The organism is Vagococcus sp. CY53-2, assembly GCF_022604695.1.
In the GTDB taxonomy this organism is placed as follows: domain Bacteria; phylum Bacillota; class Bacilli; order Lactobacillales; family Vagococcaceae; genus Vagococcus.
This window is the reverse complement of the sequence record NZ_JALAHP010000007.1, coordinates 47269-66494: the sequence shown is the minus strand read 5'-3', so window position 1 is coordinate 66494 and position 19226 is coordinate 47269. Positions and strand designations below refer to the sequence as shown.

Here is a 19226-nt window from a genome sequence, read left to right as displayed (position 1 = left end):
ATAAGTGCGGTGACGATGGCAAGAAGGATACACCTGTAACCATGCCGAACACAGAAGTTAAGCTTCTTAGCGCCGAGGGTAGTGAAGGGTTTCCCTTTGTGAGAGTAGGACGTTGCCGTGCTTATATAATTATCCGGCATAGCTCAGTTGGTAGTAGCGCATGACTGTTAATCATGATGTCGTAGGTTCGAGTCCTACTGCCGGAGTACAGTAGTAAAAAAATTAATAATTATCCGGCATAGCTCAGTTGGTAGTAGCGCATGACTGTTAATCATGATGTCGTAGGTTCGAGTCCTACTGCCGGAGCTATCAAAAGCCTAGTTTGTTCTAGGCTTTTTTTATTAAATTGATAATCGTATACTCTTATTTGCTTACTACCTCTTATTCTGTTATTTGTTTCTTGTTCTTGAATATATTTTTGTATTGTCTTTTGATTCAATCTTATCGTGATAAATGTCATCTTGAATGTCATCTTGCTTGTATGTATTAATTAAAAGGAGTTTTTTCATAATAAAGCTATTTCTTACAGGCATGGTATTACATGTTTGTGGCATAAATAAAAATAGTATTGATTAAATGGACATTTAATCAATACTATTTATTTTTTTAATATCTAGGACTATTTTTCGCGAATAACTTCGATTTTGTAGCCATCTGGATCAATAATAAAGTAGTAAGAAGGTGGTACATTCGGTAAATGTTTTAATTCAGTTATGTTAAAACCTTCCTCTTTATGTTTAGAATGAAGTCCTTCTAAATCATTTGTAGATATAGCAATATGACCATAACCATTCCCTAAATCGTATCCTTCTGAGTCATAATTATAAGTTAATTCTAATTCATAATCATCACCTGGCAATGTTAAATAGACAAGTGTAAATTTGTTTTCTGGAAAATCTCGTCGACGAGATTCTTCAAAGTTAAATGCTTTCTTATAGAAATCAAGAGAAGCATCTAAATCTTTTACTCTGACGCATGTATGAGCCATTTTCATATTTATTATCCATCCCCTCGTATTAAACTAATTTTATACTAACATGATATTGAACTCATTTCTAGTTTTTTGATTTGTTGTTAGATATTATAAAAAGCTAAAGAGATTGTTAAATCGTAAGGAATAAAATCCGTTTTGATACGAATTTTATTGTTATCACTTTTTTTTACTTCTTTATAAGTACCACCAAGAATGGTTGGAATTACTTGTATATTAGTATACTTATTAATCAAGGTATCGGCTTTATAACTGTCTTCAATGGCAATAAACCCTAAATTAAAGTCGGCATCATGATTTTTTTTATTTGGTATAAAAATACTTAGTCGATTATTAGTCGATTTTGGATCATATAACATTTTAGCATAAGCATTTGGAATGACGTTATCATATAGTTCAAAAATTTTGCGGTCATGGTATTCTTCGTAATTTTCAGTTAATTCATTATCTGATATTCCGGCATATAAACTTGAGAAAAAATGCTCTTCTTTTAAAGTTAAGATGATTTCAAATAGTAGTTGTTGCTTTTCTTGTGTTTTTATCTGCGGTATAGATGTATGCAAATATTCTTTATGTCTGATATTTGAAGAAGAAGTATTAATAATCATATGATCAGAATGGGTATCTTTTCTTTGACGAAATGAAGTAATATCATAATGTTTCTTCTTTTTTCTTTTCTGTTTCTTCTTTTTACGAGGAATAGTATAATAATCATCTTCATCATTTAGAGTTATCTCATCATGGCTTTTGAAATACTGAGTAAAAAAATCATTTATATTATAGTATATTTCTGGATTTAAATAGATGATTAAAGTAATAGCTAAAAAAAGCGCAAGGGATGAAATAAAAAGATATGCATACCAAAATAAACTTGGTGTGTAGGTTAAGAAAAGAGCAAATATCCAAAAAATAATGATGATTAATCCAACTGTCTTCAAGGATTTCATAAGCTTACGATACCTTTCTATGTCAAAATATAAAGTTGCGTCTAAATATATTTAACCATAGTTTGAAGGTTAAAACAAACACATACCTAGATTTAGATAATGTTTTTATCTAATGACTTATTATTAGAATATAGTATAATACAATGGTGAGTAAAAACAGAGAGGATTGGAGTAATGGAAGCATCAAGTTTATTTGCCGTTGTAGATATTGAAACAACTGGTACCAATCAAGAAATGGATAAAATTATTCAATTTGCCTGTGTAATTGTTGAAAATCAGAAAATTGTAAATCAAATGTCGATTGATATTAATCCACTACGCTCAATACCAAAACATATCACTGAATTAACTGGTATTTCAAATAAAGATGTGGCAAACGAGCCTTATTTTGAAGATGTGGCTTATACAATAAGACAACTTCTTGATGGCTGCGTGTTTGTAGCGCACAATGTGTTTTTTGATTTTAATTTTTTAAATAGTGAATTAGTGAGGGCTGGTATTGAACCTTTAAAAAGCCCTTGTTTAGATACTGTTGAGATATTTCAAGTATTATATCCAACCTCTAATGGTTTTAGGGTAAGTGACATGGCATCTGAAATGGCATTAGATCATGCTAATCCTCATCAAGCACTAAGTGATGCTTATGTAACAGCTCAAGGATTTATCAAAATGATTGATAAATTAAGAGGGCTACCTGAAATGACATTAGAAAAATTCACTCAGTTATCTAAAGAACTAGGTGTTAATAATCATGATCTATTTCAAATGATATTGGATGAGACACGAAAAAAAGAATCAAAAAAAGAGAATCATCTTATGATGATAGATGGTCTTGTTTTAAAGAAAAAAAATTATGATTATCGTTATAATGTTCGTTGTACAAATGAAACATTTGGTAGTGCATTAGATGTTTTGAGAGCAAATCAAAAAGAGATGTCCGAGGATATTTATCAATTTTTAGCAAAAGAAAGCCAAGAAAAGGATTTCTTTATAGAAGCTGAAACTGGAACAGGCAAGACAATGGGTTACCTATATCCTTTATCTTTTGTTAATAGCTCTAAACAAGTCTTAATTTCAACATCTACTATTATGTTACAAAATCAAATAGTTTATCAAGATATCCCACTGTTAAATAAGTTAACTGGTATGTCTAAATACGGCGTTGTTGTGAAAAGTGCTTCACACTATATTAGTTTGGAGTCATTTAAGCAAACATTAGATAATCCAGTACCTCAAAAAACATATGCTATCTGTCAAATGGCTGTATTAGTTTGGCTTCTTGAAACAACGACTGGTGATTTGGACGAAGTAAATGTTAGTAAAAATAATATATTTTATCAACATGTTCAACATACAGGTAAAATGGAATTATTTGATTCCTCTTTATTTCATGAGGAAGACTTTTTTAATTATTTAAATGATAGATGTCGATTTGCTGATTTTATCATTGTTAATCATGCTTTTTTATTTGCAGATAGCCAAAAAAAAGAGCCATTTTTACCTGAATTTGAATTAGTTGTGGTAGATGAAGCACATCAATTACCTGCTTTAATAGAAAATTTGTCTACTAAAAAATTATCATTTTCTCAATTTGGTTATGAATTAAATCATCTAATTGAACTATCTAGTGATTTGTCTAAGTTTAATGTTTTATGGGAAAGACAAGGGCTTATGATTGGAAATATTAGTCAAGAATTGAGGGAATCTCTAGATTGGTTAGAGGAATGTTTTTTTAATTACTATAGATTACATCAGGTAAGAGAAGAAGTGATGGTTGAGTTATTGACATTTCTTCAACAAGTGCCAATGGTTAAACGAAGTATTCAACAGATTAAAGTATTATTGAGAGAGTTATCACATTTGAAAAAAGATATATTAGAAAAGAGTCAAGTGGGTTCTACTCTAATTGAAAAAGATTTTTTTAATACTTTAAATAGAGTCATTGAAATATCTGAATGGTTTAACCAATTTTTTTATGATTATGATGATGATTTTGTGAAGTGGGCATATCGTAAAAAATCGCATTTAGTTTTATCGATGGTTAACTTTGAAAATTTATCCATTCAACAATATAACTGGTATCATCAAGCTAAAAAAATTATTTATACAAGTGGTAGCCTACAGTTAGATAATGAGTCATCATTTTTAGAAAATAAATTAGGATTAAATAATGTAGCTAAGAAGACATTACCAACTATTTTTGATTATAAAAATCAAGCTAGGTTGTACTTGATAAAAGGGATTAATTATCCTAATTTATCTTCAACAAAAGAGTTTTCTAAACAAATTTATAAAGTTGTTAAAAAGTTGTATAACACACATGAACAAACGATGTTAGTTTTATTTACCTCGCACAACTTACTTGAAAAAACCTATCAATATTTAATAGATTATTTTAATCAAGGTGAAGTATTAATTCTGGCTCAGGGAATTTCTGGTACGAAAGAAAAAATTTTAAAGAAGATTAACCAAGGAAATAAGTGCATTATTTTAGGTGCTAATAGCTTTTGGGAAGGCATGGATTTTAGTAAACAGTCAATAGATATTGTGGTCATGACCAAACTACCGTTTGAACCACCTAATAGACCGATTGTTCAAGCTAGATATCATTACTTAGAGCAACAAGGAGTTAATCCTTTTTATGAGGATGCTATTCCGCAAGCTGGGATTAAGTTACGTCAAGGAGTAGGAAGATTGTTAAGAAGTCCAACAGATAAAGGAATTTTAGTGTTACTTGATGATCGATTAATAAATAGTAGATATAGTAACATTTTGTGCTCCTATTTACCAAAAGAATTAGATATTTTACCGGTAACATTACCTGAACTAGTTGATAATAGTAAGCAGTTTTTAAAAAATAAAAGTTAGTAAAATAACCTAAAGGAGAGAGTATATGCGTGAAAATAAATTGTTAAAATATTTGACGATAACTCTTATTGCGATTACTGTAATAATAAGTGCGATTCTTTATCGTTCAACGTCAACTTATCGTTCAACCAAAAAACAAGCAGTGACGATTGCCAAAAATTTAGGTCATATTGATAAGATTGATGAGTTTTATTGGTTTACAAGACAAGAAAATACCTTTAGCATTGTGGGAAGAGACAACAATAATGAAGAAAAAATTGTGATGATACCTGAAAATGGAAAGGAAGCATTTGTGATATATGCTAACAAAGGAGTCACACAAGATGATGCCATCAAGGCTGTTTTGAAAAAGAATGAAACAAAAAAAATCAAAAAAGTATCACTGGGGTTAGTTGATGATAAACCTGTATGGGAAATAACAGCGACTAGTAAAGACGGCCATTTAGTGTATTATTTAGTTGATTTTTACTCAGGAGAAATTAAAGAAGATACACTAAAAATTTAAGGAGATGAAAAAAATGGGGTTCTCTAAAAAAGTAAAAAATTTGAAAGAATCAGCAACATTACAAGCAGCAGCAAAAGCAAAAGCGTTAAAAGATAAGGGTGTAGATGTATTAAATTTGACTATTGGGGAGCCAGATTTTTCTACACCTAAGTCGGTTCAACAAGCAGCCATAAAGTCAATTGAAGATGGTTCATCAAGTTTTTATACACCTGCAACTGGTTTAATTGAATTAAAAAAAGCTATTATTGAACGGACTCGTATTGATTATGGCGTGGAATATCAGACAAATGAGGTATTCATTGGAAATGGGGCAAAATATGTTTTATATGCCCTATTTCAAACCTTATTAAACCCAGGTGACGAGGTTATTATTCCAACACCTTATTGGGTAAGTTATAGTGCGCAAGTAGAACTAGCAGATGGAAAAAATGTATTTGTTGAAACAACAGAGGAAAACCACTACCGTGTAACAGTGGAAGAATTAGAAAGAGCACGAACAGATAAATCCCGTGTGCTAATTTTAAATACACCTTCTAATCCAACAGGTACTGTCTATACAGCTAAAGAGCTGTTTGAAATTGGTAATTGGGCAGTTTCAAATAACATTTATATAATTGCCGATGATATTTATGCTAAATTAGTTTATAATGGTAATGTATTTACATCAATAGTGAGTTTGTCTGATGCGATTAAACAACAAACAATTGTGGTTAATGGGGTATCTAAAACCTATTCTATGACAGGTTGGCGTATTGGATACGCTCTATGTCAACCAGAGATTGTGTCTCAAGTGTCTAAAGTGATGTCACAATCAACAGGCAATCCTGCAACTGTGAGCCAATATGCTGCCATTGAAGCGTTGAGTGGCAGCCAAGATATTGTGGAATCAATGCGTCAAACGTTTGAACAACGATTAAACGATATTTTTCCATTAATTCAGGCAATACCAGGTGTGAAGGTGGAAAAACCACAAGGCGCATTTTATTTATATCTTAATATCAAAGATACAATGGCTATGTGTGGGTATGATAATGTGACAACATGGGTAAATGACTTACTAGAAGAAGCGCATGTCGCCGTTGTAACAGGTGAAGCATTTGGCACAAGTCATCATGTGCGCATTAGTTATGCAACAGATATGGATACTTTGACACAAGCAATCAGTCAAATAAACAAATTCATTGATAGTAAACGAATTTAATATCATTAGTGGGGTGCTAAAGTGGAAACAATAAACATTATTGATTCGAAAAAACATGTTGGGGAAGTTGTTAAAATAGGTGCTTGGGTAGCCAATAAACGCTCAAGTGGTAAAATTGCCTTCCTACAACTTAGAGATGGTTCAGCTTATTTTCAAGGTGTTGTAGTAAAAAATGAAGTAGGCGACGAAACATTTGAATTAGCAAAAAGCTTAAATCAAGAAACATCTGTCATCATCACTGGTGAAATCAGAGAAGATACTCGTTCAAAATTTGGTTATGAAATTGGGGTTCAAACAATTGAAGTGGTTGGTGAGAGCCATGATTACCCAATTACACCAAAAGAACACGGAACTGACTTTTTAATGGATCATCGTCATTTATGGTTACGTTCATCAAAACAACATGCCATTATGCAAGTGAGAAATGAATTGATTCGTGCAACATACGAATTCTTTAATGACCGTGGATTTATCAAAATTGATCCACCTATTTTAACAAGTAGTGCACCAGAAGGTACGACTGAATTATTTGAAACAGATTATTTTGGTTCTCCAGCGTACTTATCACAAACAGGTCAGTTATATCTTGAAGCTGCTGCAATGGCTTTTGGAAAAGTATTTTCTTTTGGACCAACATTCCGTGCTGAAAAATCAAAAACTCGTCGCCATTTAACTGAGTTCTGGATGATGGAACCTGAAATGGCATTTGTTGATCAAGAAGGAAGTTTAGAAATTCAAGAGCAATATGTCGCATTCATGATTGAAAAAGTATTAGAAAACTGTGACTATGCTTTAGACGTGTTAGAACGTGATAAAGACTTATTAAGAAAATACACAGAATTACCATTCCCACGTATTTCTTATGATGAAGCAGTGGAATTATTACAACAAAATGGATTTGAAGATATTACTTGGGGAGATGACTTTGGTTCTCCACATGAAACATTTATCGCCAACTATTTTGAAAAACCAGTCTTCATTTTAAACTATCCAAAATCAATGAGTCCATTCTATATGAAACCACATCCAACAAGAGATGACGTGGTGATTCGTGCCGATTTAATCGCGCCAGAAGGTTATGGAGAAATTATTGGTGGTAGTGAACGTGCCATCGGTTACGACTACTTACTAGCGGAAATTGAAAAAGATGGTTTAGATCGTAAAGATTATGAATGGTATTTAGACTTACAAAAATATGGTGCAGTTCCTCATTCTGGCTTTGGTCTAGGATTAGAAAGAACTGTTACTTGGGTATGTGGTATTGATCACGTTCGTGAAGCAAGTCCATTCCCACGTTTATTACACCGTATTTACCCATAGAGAGTAAAAAGTCCCTTTTTAAAGGGGCTTTTTTGTTTGACAACAGATAAAAAAAGACATACTCTTACATTAACTAATTAGAAGAGGTGAGTAACATGAAACAGAAAATAGCAATTGAAGGCATGAACTGTGGTCATTGTTCTGCTCGTATTGAAAAAGGCTTGTCAGAACTTGATGGTGTAAATGATGTTGATGTGTCTTTAGAAAATAAAGAAGCAGACGTAGTCTATGATGAATCAAAAATAGCTATTAAAGATATAGCAGATAAAATTGAAGATTTAGGTTACATACCAAACCTTTAAATAAAAAAATTCGGCTGAATAATCAGTCGAATTTTTTTGTTTTTTAAACTAAGTGAAAGAGATGTGCGATAGCGGTTGTCAACATCGTAATACCAACACCGATGATGGTTGGAATAATAAATGAAGCGAACGTCCATTTTTTACTTTTTGTTTCTTTATAAATTGTCAGTAGGGTGGTAGAACATGGCCAATGATAAAGAGTAAATAAAATGACATTCATAGCTGTTAACCAAGTCCACCCATTACTTAATAATAGTTGTCTGAATTGATCCAGTGAGCTAAAGTCTGTAATGGTACCAGTTGCCATGTAACCCATAATCATAATAGGAATAACAATTTCATTAGCAGGTAGTCCTAATATAAAAGCCATTAAAATAGTACCATCTAATCCCATAAGTCGAGCAAATGGATCGATAAATCCGGTCACACTCTGTAAAATGGATTGATCACCAATTGAAACATTAGCTAATACCCAAATCACTAGCCCTGCTGGGGCAGCTACAATAATGGCGCGCCATAAAACAAATAAGGTTCTGTCAAAAATTGAGCGAACAATCACTTGCCCCACTTGTGGTTTTCGATAAGGTGGTAATTCTAAGGTGAAAGAAGATGGTATCCCTTTTAAGACAGTTTTTGATAATAAACGAGAAACCATGATCGTAGTAAATACGCCGAGTAAGATGACGCCTGTTAAAAAGATCGCTGATTGGATAGAGCCTAAAAGTCCAATTGCTCCTCCAGTAAAGAAGACGGTGATAACTGTAATCAAAATAGGAAATCGACCATTACATGGTACAAAATTATTTGTCATAATGGCAATAAGTCTTTCTCTAGGAGAATCAATGATTCTAGCCCCAACAACCCCAGCTGCGTTACAACCAAATCCCATACACATGGTTAATGCTTGTTTCCCACAGGCTCCGGCTTTTTGAAAATGTTTATCTAAGTTAAATGCAACACGAGGTAAGTAACCAAAATCTTCTAATAACGTGAACAATGGAAAGAAAATAGCCATAGGTGGCAACATTACTGCAACAACGGTTGATAGAACTTTATACACGCCATTAATCAACACATCTCGAATAATATGTGGGACACCCCAATTCGTTGTAATAGCCATAAGCCAATTGCCAACTTTGTCAAAATTATCGGCTAGAAAATCTGAAGGACCATCCGCTCCTTCAATCGTAAACCAAAAGATAAGCATTAATAATAAAATCATAATAGGAATACCAGTACTTTTTTGTGTGAGAAGTTTATCTAATTTTTGGTCTTTTAGATCGAAATTTTTATCTTCAAATATTGTGACTTCTTTTGCAATAACACTTGCTCTATCCATAATGACTAGTGTTTCAGTTTCTTTATCAACATGGATTTGTCGCAAAGCTTCCATCATAAATGGATTTGATGTAATGTCTCCATTGATCACACCTTTTGTTTTTTCCATTAAGGTATCAAGACCTTGTTTTTTTACAGCAGATGTTCCCACGACTGGTACACCAAGTAATTCTTGTAATTTTTCTAAATTAATATGGATTTTTTTCTTTTTGGCTTCATCTAGTAAATTGACACACACAATAACGTTTGGTGTCAGTTGCATGATTTGCAATACTAGATTTAGATTTCGCTCTAGACTTGTTGCATCACAGACGACGATAGTAGCCTGAGACTCATTTGATTGAATGAAATCTCGTGCGACTTCTTCTTCTACTGAGTGAGCTGATAGGGAATAGGTACCAGGTAAATCGACTAATATGAATCCTTGTCCCTCAAATTCAGTTCGTCCTTGGGCTAAATCAACCGTTTTTCCAGGCCAATTACCAGTGTGTTGTCTTAGTCCAGTTAGTTCGTTAAAAACTGAGCTCTTACCCACGTTAGGGTTTCCAGCTAATGTAATCACAACATCCGATTCTTTTTTACGTTCAATAACAAAGGTCTCTTTTTCTTCAGTTGTCATCGTTAGACACCTCCACATATTGTGCATCAGAATTTCTTAATGCAATAGTTGTTCCTCTCAAGCGGTAAGCAATTGGATCACTTTTTGGACTGATAAGTGTTTTTTTGACAGTTGTTCCAGGATAGAAACCTAAGTCATATAGTCGTTGTTTCATATCTGCATCTGGGTGAGAGATGTGAGAGATAGTAGCTTGGTCATTAAGGTTTAAATTTAATAAAGTTTTCATCATTTCGCTTCCTTTTTTAGGTTTGCCTAATTTATCTTTATTTTAAACCTAATTTATAGTTTAATCAACCCTTTCTGTCATTGTGTAAAAATAACCCCTTTTTTACTAATTGTCATATATGATAGAATGAGATATTAATTAAAAAAGGAGTGCAAAAAAGACATGACAAATTTTTATGATAAGTATTATGTGGATCGTCATCAAACAGACTCATTAAAATGGGACGGGGTTACAGAACACTTTGGAAGTGAAGGATTACTTCCTTTGTGGGTAGCAGATATGGATTTTAAAATTCCTGAAGAGGTTCAAAATAAAATGATTGAAAGAATCAATCATGGTGTTTTTGGTTATTCTGTAGTACCTGATTCATATTACCAAGCAGTGAAATCTTGGCAAAAAAACCAACACAATGTTGAAGTTAAAAAAGAGTGGTTACGTTTTACGACAGGTGTCGTGAATTCACTGCATTACTTAATTCAATGTTTTACAAAAGAACAAGAAGCTGTCATGATTTGTTCACCAGTATATTACCCGTTTTATGATGTGGTAAAGGATAATAAACGCAAGTTAGTTGTATCTGACTTAGTGATTAATCAGGGTAGATATGAGATTAATTATGAAGAGATGGAAGAAAAGATAAAAAAAGAAAACGTCAAAGCACTGATTTTTTGTTCGCCGCATAATCCTGTTGGGCGTGTGTGGACACTTGAGGAATTAAAGAAAATATCTGATATTTGTCAAAAATATGAAGTCTTATTGATTTCTGATGAGATTCATCAAGATTTTGTAGCAAAAGGTCATACATTTATTAGTTATTTAGGGGTAGAGGGTGTCGATTTTGATAAATTAATTGTGGTGAATGCTGCATCAAAATCATTTAACTTAGCAAGTTTACTTCATTCGCATATTTTTATTCCATCACCTGATTTAAGAGTAAGATATGATGAATTTATCAAGACGAGAATCAGTAATCCAACTAGTTTGATGGGGGTTATTGCTACGCAAGCAAGTTATGATTTTGGAGAACAGTGGCTAGATGAATTGAATCAAACCATAGATGATAATTTTGATTTAATGACTCAATTATTTAAGAAATTATTACCAGAAGCGATTGTATATGAAAAACAGGGGACATATTTATCATGGGTTGATTTATCTTGTTATGTTACACAAGATAAAATGAAAGAAATTGTCCAAGATAAAGCTAAATTAGCGATAGATTACGGTGAATGGTTTGGTAAACACAGTGGGACGTTTATTCGTATCAATTTAGCCACACATCCTAAAAATATTGAGTTAGCTATAAAAAATCTAGAAAAAGTAATAAAAAATTCATAGACTTTAAAAATTATTTAAGGTTAACCTAAAAAAATGATAGGATTAATAATCATTATGGTAAAATTAGTGCTATAAAATTGGTTTTTTTAGGAGATGTGTGATGGGTAATCAACAAAGTAGACGTAAAAAAAATGTTAAAAAGAAGTCAAGTAAATTAAAAAAATCCATAATAGTATTGGTGACAATTTTGTTATTAGTTATAGTAGGATCAGGAGTTTTATTGGCCAAAACCTATTTTGATATAAAAGGCGTGGCGAATAAGGTAAGCGAACCAGTTGAAGGAAGATCCGATGATAAAAATATTCAAGAGGGAGAGCCTTTTTCTGTTTTATTATTAGGACTAGATACTGGTGATTTTGGACGAAATGATGTGGGACGTTCAGATACGATGCTTGTCGCAACAGTAAATCCTAAAGAAAAGAAAACAACTTTAATTAGTATTCCACGAGATACACGGGCTGAAATTGTTGGACATAATTCAGTAGAAAAAATAGCTCATGCTTATGCTTATGGACAAGCTAAAATGGCGATGGATACTGTCGACCATTTATTAGATATGCACTTAAATCATTATGTTTGGATTAACATGATGGGATTTGAAGAATTGGTCAATGCAGTTGATGGAGTAGAGGTAACAAACAAATTTGAATTTGAACAAGATGGTATGACCTTTAAAAAAGGACCAATCAAATTAAATGGTAAAGAAGCACTCGCTTATACACGGATGAGATATGAGGATCCAAATGGAGATTATGGTAGACAAGTGCGACAACAACAGGTTATTGAAGCTATTGCTGACAAGGCATTAGGTTTTACAGGTGTAAAACGTTATAAGGAAATATTAACGGCAATAGAAAATAATATGAAAACAGATTTAGAACCGGATGAAATGTTTGAGATTGCGATGACATATCGTGATAGTTTTAAACACATCGAAAGTGATACCTTGCAAGGTGAGGGAGTGATGATTGATGGGATTTCTTATCAGGAAATTCCTGAAACAGAACTGGCTCGTGTACAAAATTTAATTAAATCACAACTACAATAATAAAAAAAGAGTTAGCCGCTTAAAAGTGGTCAACTCTTTTTTCTATTTTATGCAAGAGCTCCCATTGGATCCCAAGGAGCTAAAACAGTGACATCATCTTTTTCAATGACTTCTTTTAAGTCATCAGAAAGGTATTTTTTGTTTACAACGACTTGATAAGTGTATTCACTCATCCAATCATCACTCATGACAAAATAACCTTTTGTTCCAACTTTATCCCCCCAACTATTTTCAACTTTCCATTTAGTTGGTTTATCATTGATTAAGTTTACGCCTGTTAAGACCATTGCGTGAGTCATTAAACTTTCACCATAATCTAAACGTTCTGCTTTACTCATATCATAATTAATATCTAATGTATCTTGTACACTATAAATATCAGTTGCCATAATACCAGTATCTCTTGTTGACGATTGGCCAACATCACAACCAAACCACACACTTTCGCCATCTTTTAATTGCGCGATAGCTAAGTTTTTGAATGTTTCAATATCAACGTTTAAGTGACGAACTTCTTTACCACCAACGACGTTTCCTAACATATCAACTGTATAAACTTGATTGTAAGGTTTGTCTTTTGTTGGGGCATTGATAATGCTGACATAATCATTTAAATCAGTTCCAACGAATTTATCATAGAAAGAAGTTGGTGTTAAGCCTTGTTCTAAGTGATAGTTACCATCATTATCATAGTAAGAATAATCAAATTCAGTTGGTGGTGTACCTAGAGAGGTGCTTAGTAGATTGTAGATTTCTTGTAGCAACTCAACTTTGCGTGTTTCAACTTCTTCTTCGGATGTACCATTACCTATTAAGGTTCTAAGTGTTAAAGCATCTTTTCTTAATTTTTTGTTTAAGTAAGTGTTTAACTCACGGCTGCTTGAACTACTTGATGTTTCAGGCATGATTGTTTTTGGCACAATACCATATTTTTGGATAATCGCCACAAGCATATCCCATTGACCACCATCTTGTTGAGGGGTTGCAAGTAAGAACGCCACTTCACGACTTGTTAATTCTTGGTTGCTTGTTTTGATAATATTTTCATAGAAATAGTTTGCTTTTTCAAATTTATCCCAGAAAAATGTATAGTTTTGAGATAATTCAAAGTCTTTGATGTGATGATTGTTTAAGACATCATGTCTAAATGTATTAAGTGCTGCAAACATCCAACAACGACCACTTTGTTTTTGATTTGTCACGTTTCCTGTATCTAAGTCGATAGAGAAGACCGGATTATTTTCGACGATTGCCTTTTGATTTTCTGATGAAGCTAAAATTCCATTTTTCATCACTGCACGTTGGCTTAATAAATGTTCATGATTAGCCACATATGTTTGCTCCATTTGTTTGATTTGTTTATTTGAAATTGATTTAACCATGTCACCACACCTTTCTTTTGTTTCTATTCTACTCCAACATTCTTTAAAATAACACTAAATCGATTATTTTTTTATAAAGCGAACTGTTTTGCGAAAGTATGTTCGGTATGATAAAATTGAGGAAATAAGTAAATCTAAAGGAGTTTCAGCATGATTGATAGACAAATAAACAATACCTTTGATTTAGTGTCGAAATATGAGCCGGCTGGTGATCAACCGGAGGCGATTAAACAATTAGTCAAGAATATAGAAAATAATGAAAAAGCTCAAATATTAATGGGGGTAACAGGATCTGGTAAAACGTTCACCATGTCTAATGTAATACAGCAAGTTAATAAACCTACCCTGATTATTGCACACAACAAAACACTTGCTGGACAACTATACAGTGAGTTTAAAGAGTTTTTTCCAAATAATGCAGTGGAGTATTTTGTGAGCTATTATGATTACTACCAACCAGAAGCCTATGTTCCTTCAAGTGATACATATATTGAAAAAGACTCGAGTGTCAATGATGAGATAGATAAATTACGCCATTCAGCGACTAGTTCCCTATTAGAGCGAAATGACGTGATTGTTGTGGCATCTGTGTCTTGTATTTATGGCTTAGGTGATCCTAGAGAATATCAAAATCAAGTTTTGTCATTACGTGAAGGGATGGAAATGGAACGGGATCAACTTCTTAGACATTTAGTTGATATTCAGTTTGAACGAAATGACATTGACTTTCAGCGTGGACGTTTCCGTGTACGCGGTGATGTTGTGGAAATATTTCTAGCGTCAAAAGATGACTTTGCTTTAAGAATTGAATTTTTTGGTGATGAGATTGACCGCATTAGAGAGTTTAATGCCTTAACAGGTGAAATTATTGGAGATAGAGAGCATGTGGCGATTTTCCCCGCGACTCACTTTGTGACGAATGAAGAGCATTTAGAAGAAGCCATCGCTAAAATTCAAAAAGAATTAGATTGGCGCTTAAAAGAACTTAGAAGTGAAGAAAAATTATTAGAAGCCCAACGATTAGAACAGCGAACTAATTATGATATTGAAATGATGCGTGAGATGGGGTATTGCTCAGGGATTGAAAATTACTCTCGGCATATGGATGGAAGACGAGAAGGAGAAGCACCTTACACTTTACTCGATTTTTTTCCTGATGATTTTTTGATAATGGTAGATGAATCCCATGTTACGATGCCTCAAATTAGGGGCATGTATAATGGGGACAGAGCAAGAAAACAAATGTTAGTGGATTATGGTTTCAGATTACCTAGTGCGTTAGATAACCGACCACTTAGATTGGAAGAATTTGAAGAAAAAGTGGACCAAATTATGTATGTGTCTGCTACTCCTGGACCGTATGAAATGGAACAAACAGATGACATTGTGGAACAAATTATTAGACCAACTGGTTTACTCGATCCAGTAATTGAAGTAAGACCAATCATGGGGCAAATTGATGATTTAGTCGGTGAAATATATGAACGTGTTGAACGAAATGAGCGTGTCTTTATTACGACGTTAACGAAAAAAATGTCAGAGGACTTAACGGATTACTTTAAAGAATTAGGAATTAAAGTAAAATATTTACATAGTGACATAAAAACACTTGAGAGAACAGAAATTATTCGCGATTTACGATTAGGTGAGTTTGATGTTTTAATAGGGATTAACTTATTGCGTGAGGGATTAGATGTTCCTGAAGTGTCACTTGTTGCCATACTTGATGCTGATAAAGAAGGGTTCTTACGTAGTGAACGCTCACTTATCCAAACCATCGGACGAGCGGCAAGAAACGCCGACGGTAAAGTTATTATGTATGCTGATAAGATTACTGACTCAATGGAGCGAGCGATGTCAGAAACAAGTCGTCGTCGGACTATTCAGGAAGAATATAATGCCGAACATGGTATTGTACCGAAAACAATTAAGAAAGATATTCGTGATTTGATTCGCATTACAAAAGAAAGCGAAGATGAATCAGCTGATTCAGTGTCTATTAAAGAACAATACAATGCAATGGATAGAGATGGAAAAGAAGCTGTTTTACATGATATTGAGTTACAAATGAAAGATGCTGCCAAGGCACTTGATTTTGAAAAAGCTGCCACATTGAGAGATACGTTGCTAGAACTAAAAGCAAGTAAATAGGAGATAAGGTATATGGCAAATGATAAAATAGTGATTCGTGGTGCAAGAGCACATAATTTAAAAAATATAGATGTAACTATTCCAAGAGATAAACTCGTCGTGGTTACAGGACTTTCTGGTTCAGGAAAAAGTTCCTTAGCATTTGATACGTTATACGCTGAAGGGCAACGTCGTTATGTCGAAAGTTTGTCGTCATACGCACGACAATTTTTAGGGCAAATGGATAAGCCAGATGTTGATAGTATTGATGGGCTGAGTCCAGCCATTTCAATTGACCAAAAGACAACCAGTAAAAATCCTCGTTCAACAGTTGGGACCGTCACGGAGATAAATGACTATTTAAGGCTATTATTCGCTCGAGTAGGTGAGCCTATTTGTCCAAATGATGGTACGAAAATTAGTAGTCAGTCTCCAGAGCAGATGACAGATAAATTGTTAGAGTTAGAAGAAAGAACGAGAATTCAGATTCTAGCACCACTCATTCGTGGGAAAAAAGGACAACATAAAAAAGTATTTGAAAAAATCAAAAAAGATGGGTTTGTCCGAGTGAGAGTTGATGGGGGAACCTATGATATTTCTGAAGTGCCAGAGTTAGAAAAAAATAAAAAGCATGATGTTGAAATTATCGTTGACCGTATTGTGATAAAAGATGGCGTTCGCTCAAGATTGTTTGACTCACTTGAATTGGCATTACGTCTAGCTGACGGCTATGTATTGGTTGATGTTATTGGACAAGAGGAAATCTTGTTTAGCGAGCATTATGCTTGCCCTTACTGTGGATTTACAGTAGGCAATATTGAACCTCGATTGTTTTCATTTAATACGCCATTTGGTGCGTGTCCAGAGTGTGATGGATTAAGTGTTAAGTTGGAAGTAGATGCAGACTTAGTTGTTCCAGATGAGATGAAAACGTTGCGTGAAGGAGCGATTGTACCGTGGAATCCAATCAGCTCAAATTACTACCCAAATATGTTAGAACAAGCCTGCGAACAATTTGGTATTGATTTTGATACACCATTTAAAGAATTAACAAAAGAACAAAAAGATTTATTGTTCAGAGGGTCTGGAGAAAAGACGTTCCATTTCCACTATAAAAATGAGTTTGGTGGCGTGCGTGATGTTGATATTCCTTTTGAAGGGATTTTAACAAATATTAATCGTCGTTATCACGAAACAAATAGTGATTATACAAGAGAACAAATGAAGCTATACATGACAGAATTAACATGTGAAACGTGTCATGGTTATCGACTAAACAAAGAAGCCTTATCGGTAAAAATTGATGGGAAACATATTGGAGAAATCAGTGATTTATCAGTAAATAAATCATTAAATTATATGTCCAAGTTAACGTTTGGTGAACAAGATACCATAATTTCACAGCCAATTTTAAAAGAAATAAAAGATAGATTAAGTTTCTTAGAAAATGTCGGTTTGGGGTATTTAACGCTAAGCCGTTCTGCTGGAACATTATCGGGTGGAGAAGCACAACGTATTCGTCTCGCTACTCAAATTGGGTCAAATCTATCAGGTGTACTATACATTTTAGATGAGCCATCTATTGGATTGCATCAGCGAGACAATAATCGCTTAATTGATTCGCTTAAAAAGATGCGTGATTTAGGTAATACACTAGTTGTTGTGGAACATGATGAAGATACAATGCGAGCGGCAGATTATCTAATCGATATTGGTCCAGGTGCTGGTGAACAAGGTGGAGAAATTATATCAGCTGGAATGCCAGAAGAAGTGGAAAAAGATCCACATTCATTAACTGGTCAATATTTATCTGGTAAAAGGAAAATCGATGTCCCTACAGAACGACGTGAAGGCAATGGTGAATGTGTTAAAATTACTGGTGCCAAAGAAAATAACTTGAAAAATCTATCAGTTGAATTTCCGATGGGGAAATTTGTTGCGGTTACTGGTGTCTCTGGTTCTGGTAAAAGTACATTGGTTAATACGATTTTAAAAAAAGCACTTGCTCAAAAAATCAATCGTAACTCAGCTAAACCTGGTAAATTTGATAAAATTACAGGATATGAATCAATTGAAAAAATTATTGACATTGATCAAAGTCCGATTGGTCGAACACCAAGAAGTAATCCAGCAACTTATACGAGTGTTTTTGATGATATACGTGATTTGTTTGCTAAAACCAATGAAGCCAAAACACGTGGTTATAAAAAGGGGCGTTTTAGTTTTAATGTGAAAGGTGGCCGATGTGAAGCATGTCGTGGTGACGGTATCATCAAAATCGAGATGCACTTTTTACCAGATGTGTATGTTCCTTGTGAAGTGTGTCATGGTCAACGATATAATTCTGAAACATTAGAAGTGAGATATAAAGGAAAAAATATTGCAGAAATATTAGAGATGACAGTGGAAGAATCTGTTGACTTTTTCCAAGCGATTCCTAAAATACATCGTAAGCTTCAAACGATTGTGGATGTCGGACTTGGTTACGTGAAGTTAGGTCAATCAGCAACTACCTTATCTGGTGGGGAAGCACAACGTATGAAGTTAGCCAGTGAATTACATAAACGTTCATCAGGTAAAAATTTCTACATATTAGATGAACCAACAACAGGTCTTCATACAGAAGATATTAGTCGACTTCTAGAAGTATTGAATCGTTTAGTAGATAGTGGCAATACAGTCCTTGTTATTGAACATAATCTAGACGTCATAAAAACAGCAGACTACGTCATTGATTTAGGACCAGAAGGTGGAGATGGTGGTGGAACCATTATCGCAACTGGAACACCAGAAGACATTATTAAAGTAGAAGAAAGTTATACAGGCTATTATTTAAAAGAAGTGATGGAACGTTAAAATGAGGTCTATATTATGATGAAAACGACAGATTAATTTTTGTCGTTTTTTGTTATTTTAAGTAAAGAAATTGTATAAATTTATTAGATTTTTTGTAAAGCGGTTACATTGTAAATTAAATGTAAAAAGACTTGCAATTTATGTTACTAAATTAT

The 19226-nt window shown here is 33.6% G+C and carries 14 protein-coding genes, 2 tRNA genes and 1 rRNA gene; 12 read left to right on the top strand and 5 right to left on the bottom strand.

Features of this window, described 5'->3' with window-relative positions; genetic code table 11:
* Positions 1-5: 5 nt before the first annotated feature.
* From rrf to MN581_RS09080, 3 genes are all read left to right on the top strand, one after another.
* Positions 6-121 (top strand): 5S ribosomal RNA (gene rrf / locus MN581_RS09090).
* Between the two features lie 11 nt (positions 122-132).
* A tRNA-Asn gene (locus MN581_RS09085) sits at positions 133-206 on the top strand.
* Between the two features lie 26 nt (positions 207-232).
* A tRNA-Asn gene (locus tag MN581_RS09080) sits at positions 233-306 on the top strand.
* A 313-nt stretch (positions 307-619) separates the two neighbouring features.
* On the opposite strand, the gene MN581_RS09075 is transcribed toward MN581_RS09080, so the two are convergent.
* Positions 620-994 carry a VOC family protein gene (locus tag MN581_RS09075; RefSeq protein ID WP_117973975.1) on the bottom strand — a complete coding sequence of 125 codons (375 nt, stop codon included), beginning with the start codon at positions 992-994 and terminating at the stop codon, positions 620-622.
* Positions 995-1074: 80 nt separating this feature from the next.
* A complete protein-coding gene (locus MN581_RS09070) occupies positions 1075-1938 on the bottom strand; it encodes a hypothetical protein (protein WP_241699630.1) in 864 nt (287 codons plus the stop codon).
* 174 nt (positions 1939-2112) lie between these two features.
* Here MN581_RS09070 and MN581_RS09065 point away from each other — a divergent pair, with 174 nt between their 5' ends.
* From MN581_RS09065 to MN581_RS09045, 5 genes are all read left to right on the top strand, one after another.
* A complete protein-coding gene (locus MN581_RS09065) occupies positions 2113-4806 on the top strand; it encodes a helicase C-terminal domain-containing protein (protein WP_241699629.1) in 2694 nt (897 codons plus the stop codon).
* Between the two features lie 25 nt (positions 4807-4831).
* Positions 4832-5311 (top strand): DUF5590 domain-containing protein, encoded by a 480-nt coding sequence (locus tag MN581_RS09060; protein ID WP_117973981.1) that lies wholly within the window; start codon positions 4832-4834, stop codon positions 5309-5311.
* Between the two features lie 13 nt (positions 5312-5324).
* The gene (locus MN581_RS09055) at positions 5325-6512 is read left to right on the top strand and encodes a pyridoxal phosphate-dependent aminotransferase (RefSeq protein WP_117973983.1); all 1188 of its coding nucleotides are present in this window, start codon (positions 5325-5327) and stop codon (positions 6510-6512) included.
* 21 nt (positions 6513-6533) lie between these two features.
* Positions 6534-7832, top strand: coding sequence for an asparagine--tRNA ligase (gene asnS, locus MN581_RS09050; RefSeq protein WP_117973985.1), 1299 nt, complete (start codon positions 6534-6536; stop codon positions 7830-7832).
* A 95-nt stretch (positions 7833-7927) separates the two neighbouring features.
* A complete protein-coding gene (locus tag MN581_RS09045) occupies positions 7928-8134 on the top strand; it encodes a copper ion binding protein (protein WP_117973987.1) in 207 nt (68 codons plus the stop codon).
* Positions 8135-8177: 43 nt separating this feature from the next.
* On the opposite strand, the gene feoB is transcribed toward MN581_RS09045, so the two are convergent.
* On the bottom strand, positions 8178-10091 hold the full coding sequence (gene feoB, locus MN581_RS09040) for a ferrous iron transport protein B (RefSeq protein WP_241699628.1): 1914 nt from the start codon (positions 10089-10091) through the stop codon (positions 8178-8180).
* Complete coding sequence (locus MN581_RS09035) at positions 10081-10317, bottom strand: FeoA family protein (protein WP_241699627.1); 237 nt, start codon at positions 10315-10317, stop codon at positions 10081-10083. The genes feoB and MN581_RS09035 overlap by 11 nt, the downstream gene beginning before the upstream one ends.
* Before the next feature lie 162 nt (positions 10318-10479).
* Between MN581_RS09035 and MN581_RS09030 the strand changes: the two genes are divergently transcribed.
* Entirely contained in the window at positions 10480-11655 is a 1176-nt protein-coding gene (locus MN581_RS09030) for a MalY/PatB family protein (RefSeq protein ID WP_117973993.1), read from the top strand.
* Positions 11656-11755: 100 nt separating this feature from the next.
* Entirely contained in the window at positions 11756-12703 is a 948-nt protein-coding gene (locus MN581_RS09025; protein WP_241699626.1) for an LCP family protein, read from the top strand.
* Positions 12704-12750: 47 nt separating this feature from the next.
* Here the strand turns inward: MN581_RS09025 and MN581_RS09020 are convergent, their stop codons facing one another.
* Entirely contained in the window at positions 12751-14085 is a 1335-nt protein-coding gene (locus MN581_RS09020) for a C1 family peptidase (protein ID WP_277756572.1), read from the bottom strand.
* A 150-nt stretch (positions 14086-14235) separates the two neighbouring features.
* Between MN581_RS09020 and uvrB the strand changes: the two genes are divergently transcribed.
* Positions 14236-16236 (top strand): excinuclease ABC subunit UvrB, encoded by a 2001-nt coding sequence (gene uvrB / locus MN581_RS09015; protein WP_117973999.1) that lies wholly within the window; start codon positions 14236-14238, stop codon positions 16234-16236.
* Positions 16237-16248: 12 nt separating this feature from the next.
* Positions 16249-19071 carry an excinuclease ABC subunit UvrA gene (gene uvrA, locus MN581_RS09010; protein ID WP_241699625.1) on the top strand — a complete coding sequence of 941 codons (2823 nt, stop codon included), beginning with the start codon at positions 16249-16251 and terminating at the stop codon, positions 19069-19071.
* Positions 19072-19226 lie beyond the last annotated feature (155 nt).